This window comes from Acaryochloris sp. IP29b_bin.137, assembly GCF_028285745.1.
Lineage (GTDB): Bacteria > Cyanobacteriota > Cyanobacteriia > Thermosynechococcales > Thermosynechococcaceae > Acaryochloris.
In genome coordinates, this window is record NZ_JANQOP010000268.1 from 1 (window position 1) to 6,577 (window position 6,577).

A 6,577-nucleotide genomic window follows, 5' to 3' on the forward strand; every position below is an offset into this window, starting at 1 on the left:
GGCGGCAATTGCAGGAGTTGAAATCATGCTTGAGGGTCAATTCAGGGGAGTGACAACAAGCCTTCAGATTACCTTGATCGCTCCTGACACTGTTACCCGATTTTGATCCATGTCCATTCTTCAACTCAAGCAGGTGAGCTTACGGCCCAATTGCAGGAGATTGAGGAGAATTTAAACACAATGGGCCTGGTACATTCTCCCATCAACGGCTGGATTAAATCAATCAAATGGGTGGGACAAACCAATCGAGAGTTGCAGATTGAGTTGACTGTGGCTGTGAGGTCAAAGCCTCAGGTCAAAGCCGATCACCCAAAAGCACATCAAGAAAATGGCCACTTTTGCAAGTAAAGGTCAATACAACCATAGCTAGGAATTCTTGGACATGAGGTTAGGCATAGGCCAGGTCAAGTAAAACAATATCGCAGAGTGTGCTTCTTCTTGGTAACTCAGGCCAGTTAAAGCTGTTTGCCTCATTAACTAGTATTTCCATTTTGTTAACTTGGAGTCTTGCATTCCCCAAAATTCTGAATTGGGTCTTCTGGGAGCCTATCAAATATATTCAGCAGAAATCTTTCAAACAACCACCATATCGATCTTCAAATAATATCCTCTTCTTGAAGTATGTTTACTTAAATATTTCATTGAAATAGATACACATGATTGGGGACCTATTCAGATTATTAGTTCATATAAATGGGTACTCTACAGACATTAGTTGATGGGTGATGTGGGAGAGTATATCCCCTTATCACCCACGGTCAAATTTACTCCGTGAGCGTTTCAAGTGTTTAGGCTACTGCGCTACTATTCCATCACCAGCTTTGTGGCTTTCGTAGTGGCCATTGTTGCCCTGAATCAGTACACGCGAGATCGTGCCATTCAGAGCTTAGTCACAGTTACTGAGAACAAGAATGTTGCCCTGACTCAATCCTTTGCTAATACCCTCTGGAAGACCCATGGGTCCTTCTTAAGCAATACTCAATCCCTGAGTGCAAAACAGTTAAAGTCCCATCCCCAAACCCTGAAGTTGACGAAAGATGTCGAATCCTGGGCTCAGGGACTCCCTGTGTTGAAAGTAAAGGTCTTTGATACACAAGGGCGGACTGTCTTTTCAACGAGTACCAAACAAATTGGCCAAGACAAACACAAGTCGAAGGGATTTCAGACGGCCATTAAAGGCCATTCCCGCTCCTTCCTCAACCATAAAGACGCCTTTACAGGCATGCAGGGTCGGGTGAAGGATCGCAATCTCCTCTCTAGCTATCTGCCTCTGCGTCCTGATGGTCCAAACGGTTCCATCGAAGGAGTATTTGAGCTGTATACCGATGTCACCCCGCTGCTGGAACGAGTGGAAACCACCCAGCGCAATATTTTGTGGGGAACCGGTGGGGTACTTGGGCTGTTGTATGGAGTTCTGTTTGCGATTGTGTATCGGGGTGATCGCATTATTCAAGAAAAACATGCTGCCGCTGCTGCTGCCGCCCAGGCGAAAGATGACTTCCTGGCGATGATGAGTCACGAAATTCGCACACCGATGAATGGTGTGATTGGTATGACTGGGCTACTGCTGGATACGGAGTTAACGCTTCAACAGCAGGAATTTACGGAAACGATTCGTAAAAGTGGGGATAGTCTCCTCACGCTCATTAATGACATTCTGGATTACTCCAAAATTGAAGCCGGGAAGCTGGATCTGGAAAAACAGGCATTTAATGTTCGGGTTTGTGTGGAAGACGCCCTGGAGCTGGTGGCCTCTCGGGTGGGTCCTAAGGAGATTGAGTTGGCGGGGGTGGTTGAACCCGATGTTCCCCAAGCCATTTTGGGGGATGTGACCCGCCTACGCCAGATTCTCGTCAACCTGTTGGGCAATGCCATCAAGTTTACTCAATCCGGGGAAGTTGTGGTCAACGTTTCGGCTGAATCCCTTGTTGTGGATATGCCCTTGTATGAACTCTGTTTCGCAGTTAGAGATACGGGCATGGGGATTCCTGCTGAACGCCAGAATCGTCTGTTTCAATCTTTTAGCCAGGTGGACTCATCGACGACTCGAAAATTTGGGGGTACAGGCTTGGGGCTAGCCATCTGTAAGCGTTTAAGTGAACTGATGGGCGGTTGGATTTGGGTCGAAAGTGAAGAGGGTCAAGGCTCCACCTTTTCTTTTACGATTCGAGCTGAAGAGACGGAAGACACGACTGTGTTGGCACCAAAGCTTCACGCCGTCACTCTGAAGGATAAACGGGTGCTGATTGTGGATGATAACGACACCAATCGACGAGTGCTCACTCTGCAAACGGAATCTTGGAAGATGAAACCCCAGGGGGCTGCATCTGGCTACGAAGCCTTAGGACTGCTGGAATATGCGGGTCCATTTGATATCGCAATTCTAGATATGCAAATGCCTGAAATGGATGGCCTCACCTTGGCTCAGAAAATTCGCAGTCATCCTCGGGGGGCAAACTTCCCAATGGTAATGTTGACCTCCATTGGTCAGGCTCCTGATTTAGCTCATCACAAGGGTCTGTTTTCAGCCTGGCTCAATAAGCCGATCAAGCAATCCCAGCTCTACAGTGCCCTGGTCAAATCCTTAACGGGAAATGAAGTCAAAGCTCAAAAGTCTACTACTCTACAGCTAGATACAGAGATAGCGGCTCGGCATCCTTTGAAGATTTTGTTGGCAGAAGACAACCCCGTCAATCAGAAATTGGCTGTGTTGATTTTATCCAAAATGGGCTACTGCGCCGATGTCGTGGGCAACGGATTGGAAGTTCTGCAAGCCATCAAACGCCAGCCCTATGATGTCATTCTGATGGATGTTCATATGCCGGAGATGGATGGGCTGACGGCAACGACCCATATTTGCCAATCTGCGATGCCGGAGGAACGGCCACGGATTATTGCCATGACTGCCAATGCCATGCAGGGTGATCGCGAAAAATGTCTGGATGCTGGCATGGATGACTATGTCACCAAACCCATCAATATTCAGGAACTTGTGATTGCTCTGGAGAAAAGCGAGTCCCGAACCACAGTTGAAACATAGTTAGTGAATGATTAACATCTTGAGAAACAATGCAGAGTATGACTTCCATCTACCATCTTACTTGTGCAGGTGTGGTTCACTCAGCAACAGATTTTGACAATACTCATAACAAACAGAATCTATAAAGGACGTTTTCTGCTGTAGTGACTATTTTTTCCTTTACTGTTTTATCGACTGGTGTGGATATGACTGAAAATTTAATAGATTATTGTCGAAACTCTGAGCCAGCTTAGATGTAGTCAGGAGAGGGATGTTGTCATTTAGGCGTCCGACAATTAGCATTGCGCCTAAATTACTCCTTTGGAAAGCAACCATTTCAGAAAACAAGGTCATATTTCTCGCCTTTGCAGTAACTGCCATACCAGTGGAAACTTCGCCAATCTTTTGCGATAAGGAAGGAACAACCCTTTTGTCAACAATATTTACCGAACCCAAATAATAATTACTCTTTGTAATGCCCGTAACATATTTTTCTAAAGCAGCAGGCTGTTCTAACCCTAAATCAAACATTTGAACCACATTCTGATTATTTAGAGGTGTAACAAACCCAATTATGAGCATCCATTGATTCAGATTCATGTAAACGACTAAATCTCTGATCTGGATCTCATTGCTGCCAAAGTGATCTTTAATGGTTGAGGATATTGCACCATGGATTAGAGAACTAATTGGGGCTGGGACTTCTCGAAATCCAGGAGGTAAATCTGATGAAACTATCTTTGGCTGACGAAGACTATCTGCAGTGATTGGTATCGCTACAGCGAGTTGTAGATTAGCATACTGTAATATGTAGGAATCAATTATTCCGATTATGATTCCTACTATTAAACTAGGAAATACTAGATTGGAAATCTTAGTAGTTTTAGTCATTAATAGTCGTTATTTCTGTAGTTTTAATGAGATGCACAATTTAAGTTTTCACCTAAAATAAGGAAACACTCTTAATTTAGAATAAAACTTTTGAGCCTGTGTTGGATAATGGCTTTACGTAATTTCGCAAATTTTAAAAGTATTACCCTAAATGGTTAGACGTCGAACTATACCAAGTCTTTCACTGGCTACCGAACCTATGATAAGTTCCAATAAATACGAATATTTTTTCCAAGACTAGCTGCTAGAAACACTTGTCTCTATCCAGACGTACCGATCCTACAAGGAGGTAAAAATAATTTACAACTCATTCACAAATAATTCCATATATTTGATCAGAAAATTTGACTTACAGCACAGTATTCTCAATAAAGGCTCAGTACATTTTCTTTTGTTGATACAAGTGTAAATAGATGTAAATTATTTTTGCTTCCAATACTCTTTTCTTTATCTCGAAAGTAAATTTTTTGCTCATCAGCAAATTTACACCTAAGGTCTTGATAATCTATATACAAAGATCAAAGCAGCGTTCTTTTTCTAACTTCCATAACAGATGTTTTCAGGATTGGAGAAAAGCGAATATGAAAGATTTATTGAACGAGCTTGTGGATTATCTGCACACAGATCTAAATCAGCATTCTGCACATACGCAGAACTCGCCCCACGACCGCCAACCTCAAGAACCTGATGGACACGAAGAACATGGAAACCATGGTCATCCTCATCCATCTCCCCATCAGCCAGCACCACTCCTGAGCGTGGCAGACTTTGACGGTGATGGTGTGGTGAATGAGGATGACCTCTCATCCCTTGAGCAACGGATTGCCCAAGGGCAGGCAGGCTACCACCCCTTGTATGATCTAGATGCTAACGGAGTGCTGGACTCGAATGACCTACAGCAGGCGGAATCAACCGTTGAGAGCTCTGTGTCTCAGCTTGACCAGCAGGTGGCTCAAGCGACCCAAGCCACGATGAAATACTACGGGCCGGGTGGCATAGAGCAAGCACTACAAGACGGTTACGTCCCAACTACAGAAGAAGCGAAAGGACACGGATCTCACTACTACAACTTTGGCTTGGCAGCGCAGATTGGCAACGACAAAACACTTGACGTCACTCAGCCAGTCGGACTCAACTTCAATGATAGGGGCGAGTTGATAGCTGTTTTCTACATCCACATTCCAAGGGTTAATGGGATTACAGTAGACCCATCAGACGATTTTCCACCAACAACATCATTTGAAGGCTTAACCGCTTCAGACTGGCATATTCACAGGAGCAGTTGGGCGAGCGGTCTAGGGACAACAGATCCTAAACAGGTGTCTTTTGAAGAAGACGTCCCTCAGCTATTGGTTATTAATAGATTGCTAGAAAATGGCACCAACTTCTTTCCTGACTCAGATGAATTTTATCTGCCAAAGTTCTACATGCTCCACGGCTGGTTTCATTCCCTCAATCCATCAGGTACGTTTGCGATTACTAATCCGTTAGTATCACCTTATGGTGTCGAAGAGCTTGGCGCTCACCATGAAGGACAGCATAGTGGTAGCAGCGCCCCCCTCATTGCTGGAACCGACTGGAGCGACCCTCTCCTGTTAGGGACGCGCCAGGCAGATCGTATCAACGGTTTTGACGGGAATGACCGTATTTGGGCGCGTGCTGGTGATGATTTGGCCTGGGGGGGCAAGGGAGACGATATCCTGCGCGGTGGTAGGGGAAATGACATGCTCTACGGTGGCTGGGGTAAAGATTGGCTTCACGGTGGCTGGGGTAAAGATCGGCTTCACGGTGGCGCAGACGACGACAGAATTAAAGGCGGTTGGGGCAATGACATCATTCGAGGGGGGATTGGTAACGATACCGTCTGGGGTGGTAGAGGTAGCGACATATTTGTATTAGCTGCTGATGAGGGAGCCGATACTATTAAAGACTTTTCGCTTGAAGATCGCTTTGTACTAACAGGTGGTCTGAGCTTTGGAAGCTTAACGCTTGATTCACACAACATCTTATTTAATGATGAGCTACTGGCGACCCTGTCTGGTTTTGATACATCTCAGCTGGGAGCAGAGCATTTCATGATGGCTTAGGGCTGCATACTATTTGTAGATTACCTGTGATGGTTGCTCGCAAGCGAAGATTATCAACTCATTTCGGCCTAAAGGTAGCGAAGCTACAACGAAGTGCCATGTGACCTCTGTAATCTTTTCGATACAAGCATTCAAGCATTCGTCAACAGGGACATCAATGGAGTTAAACTCAGTCGGGTGGGCGACTATCCGGCTGAGTTTAACTCCATTAATTAAGAAATGGCCTACTCAAGCACCAAAAACTCGTGGTAAATCACCCGGACGGGTTCAAGGCGCATCTCAACCACCAAGAACTCGATATCCGAGAGTCAGAAAACGAGTTTCCAAACGCATGAAAGCAAAGATAGTCCAAAAAACTGCTGCTTAGCTCCTGAGTTAATACCAGAAGAACTGATTCTCAGGCATTCAATGGCAACGGGATACTTTACACTGCTTGGCGACATCAACTTAGTCCAAACTCAAGTATATTAAACAAGTGAACAGCAACATCCCCAACCCTGCAGACTAGTGGTTTTAAGTGATTGGCTTCAATGAACTAACGGCCCTCTTCGGGGGGATATTAATTGGTGTCAGTGCAACC

At 45.1% G+C, this 6,577-nt stretch carries 3 protein-coding genes and 1 pseudogene; 3 read left to right on the forward strand and 1 reads right to left on the reverse strand.

Annotated elements, in window-relative coordinates; all coding sequences use genetic code 11:
• Positions 1 to 784: 784 nt before the first annotated feature.
• Positions 785 to 3,040 carry a response regulator gene (locus tag Q0991_RS19110; RefSeq protein ID WP_299491472.1) on the forward strand — a complete coding sequence of 752 codons (2,256 nt, stop codon included), beginning with the start codon at positions 785 to 787 and terminating at the stop codon, positions 3,038 to 3,040.
• 159 nt (positions 3,041 to 3,199) lie between these two features.
• Here the strand turns inward: Q0991_RS19110 and Q0991_RS19115 are convergent, their stop codons facing one another.
• Positions 3,200 to 3,910 (reverse strand): hypothetical protein, encoded by a 711-nt coding sequence (locus tag Q0991_RS19115; protein ID WP_299491474.1) that lies wholly within the window; start codon positions 3,908 to 3,910, stop codon positions 3,200 to 3,202.
• Positions 3,911 to 4,491: 581 nt separating this feature from the next.
• On the opposite strand from Q0991_RS19115, the gene Q0991_RS19120 reads away from it, so the two are divergent.
• Together Q0991_RS19120 and Q0991_RS25265 are read left to right on the forward strand one after the other, a co-directional pair.
• Positions 4,492 to 5,997 carry a hypothetical protein gene (locus Q0991_RS19120; RefSeq protein ID WP_299491476.1) on the forward strand — a complete coding sequence of 502 codons (1,506 nt, stop codon included), beginning with the start codon at positions 4,492 to 4,494 and terminating at the stop codon, positions 5,995 to 5,997.
• Between the two features lie 223 nt (positions 5,998 to 6,220).
• Positions 6,221 to 6,364: pseudogene (locus Q0991_RS25265) on the forward strand (transposase); the annotation flags it as partial.
• Between the last annotated feature and the right edge of the window lie 213 nt (positions 6,365 to 6,577).

Coding starts and splice junctions, on each gene's coding strand:
- Q0991_RS19115 (WP_299491474.1), bottom strand. CDS start 3,910: ATGACTAAAACTACTAAGATTTCCAATCTAGTATTTCCTAGTTTAATA.
- Q0991_RS19120 (WP_299491476.1), top strand. CDS start 4,492: ATGAAAGATTTATTGAACGAGCTTGTGGATTATCTGCACACAGATCTA.